The sequence below is a fragment of the Saccharomonospora iraqiensis subsp. iraqiensis genome, assembly GCF_000430445.1.
GTDB classification, from domain to species: domain Bacteria; phylum Actinomycetota; class Actinomycetes; order Mycobacteriales; family Pseudonocardiaceae; genus Saccharomonospora; species Saccharomonospora iraqiensis.
Map to the genome: position 1 here is coordinate 143421 of NZ_KE387035.1, position 1608 is coordinate 145028.

A 1608-nucleotide genomic window follows, 5' to 3' on the forward strand; every position below is an offset into this window, starting at 1 on the left:
GACCCTGTCCGAGGCCGCGGAGGCGCTGGGGGCCGACCGGCGCGCGGTGGTCTGCCGGGACCTGACCAAGGTTTCCGAGGAGATCGTGCGCGGCGGCCTCGCCGAGGTGGCCGACTGGGCCGCGCGCGGCGTGCGCGGCGAGGCGACGGTCGTCGTGGAGGGTGCGCAACGCGGACGTGTCGACATATCCACTCTTGTGGGTGAAGTGGAGGCCCGGGTCGCGGCGGGCGAGCGCCTGAAGACGGTCACCACCGAGATCGCCGACGCCACCGGCGTCTCCAAGAAGCAGCTCTACGACGAGGCGTTGCGGCACCGCGGTGCCGGCGGTGTGTCGTGAGGGGCACATTCCCTGCCTGTGATGCAGTGAAAGTGCCCCTCGCTACGTCTGACGCAGGGAAGGTGCCCTTCACGAGAAAACCCGGGAGGGGGTAGCTGTGGCGTGGGTCGTGCTCGTGGTGTCGGGGTTGTTGGAGACGGTGTGGGCTGCCGCGTTGGAGGCCTCGCGGGGGTTCTCCCGGTTGCGGCCGAGCCTGCTGTTCCTCGTCGCGCTGGCGTTGAGCATGGGCGGGCTCGCCTACGCCCTGCGCACGGTGCCGGTCGGGACCGGCTACGCCGTCTGGGTCGGCATCGGCGCGGTGGGCACCGCGCTGTACGGCATGGTGGCCCTCGGCGAGCCCGCCACGACCGCGCGCCTGCTGTGCCTGGCGCTGATCGTCGGCGGCGTGGTGGGCCTGCGGTTCGTCTGAGGGGCACTCCGGCCGTCTCGCCCTCACCCGTCCGGGTCCAGCAGGGCGCGCAGCGGGGCGGCCTTGTGCAGGCATTCCTGCCACTCCGCCTCGGGGTCGGAGTCGGCGGTGATGCCGCCGCCCACGCCGAGGCGGACCGTGCCGCCGGAGATCTCGAACGTGCGGATCGCGACGTTGAGTTCCATGCCCGCCACCGGGGAGGCGAGCCCGACCGCGCCGGTGTAGACGCCGCGCGGGACCGGCTCCAGCTCGGTGACCAGTTCCAACGCGCGGATCTTCGGGGCGCCGGTGACCGACCCCGGCGGGAACGCCCCGCGCAGCAGATCGGCGTCGTCCGTGCCCTCGGCGAGCACACCCTCCACCGTGGAGTCGAGGTGCCACACACCGGGCGCGGGCCGCACCGCGAGCAGCTGCGGCACCCGCACCGTGCCCACCTCGCACACCCGGCCGAGGTCGTTGCGCACCAGGTCGGTGATCATGACGTTCTCGGCGACGTCCTTCGACGAGCGGCGCAGCGCGTCCGCGAGGTGCGCGTCGTGTGCGCCCCGCCGGGGCAGTGTTCCCTTGATCGGGGTGGAACGCACCCGGCGTCCGGTGCGGGACAGGAACAGCTCCGGGGACATCGACACCACCGCGCCCCAGTCGCCGGCCAGGTACGCGCCCCGGGTGGGTGACAGGCGGCGCACGCCCTCGGCGAACAGCGCCGCCGGGTCGCCGTCGAAGTCGGCGGACATCCGGGTGCAGATGTTGGCCTGGAACAACTCACCCGCCTCGATGGCGTGCACACAGGACTTCACGGCGTTGTGGTGCTCGGCGGGCAGCGGGTGCCGCACCGTGCCGGCCCGCCACGCCGGCCCGGCGG

2 protein-coding genes and 1 pseudogene are annotated in these 1608 nt (G+C 73.3%); 2 read left to right on the plus strand and 1 reads right to left on the minus strand.

Annotation, left to right across the window (positions count from 1 at the left end; translation table 11 throughout):
• Both ACTIR_RS0101665 and ACTIR_RS0101670 read left to right on the plus strand, forming a co-directional pair.
• A pseudogene (locus ACTIR_RS0101665) lies at window positions 1–337 on the plus strand (16S rRNA (cytidine(1402)-2'-O)-methyltransferase); the annotation flags it as partial.
• 97 nt (window positions 338–434) lie between these two features.
• Complete coding sequence (locus ACTIR_RS0101670) at window positions 435–746, plus strand: DMT family transporter (protein WP_007026539.1); 312 nt, start codon at window positions 435–437, stop codon at window positions 744–746.
• A 23-nt stretch (window positions 747–769) separates the two neighbouring features.
• Here ACTIR_RS0101670 and ACTIR_RS0101675 read toward each other — a convergent pair.
• A partial coding sequence (locus tag ACTIR_RS0101675; RefSeq protein ID WP_026452989.1) for an aminodeoxychorismate synthase component I occupies window positions 770–1608 on the minus strand: 839 nt, incomplete at its 5' end.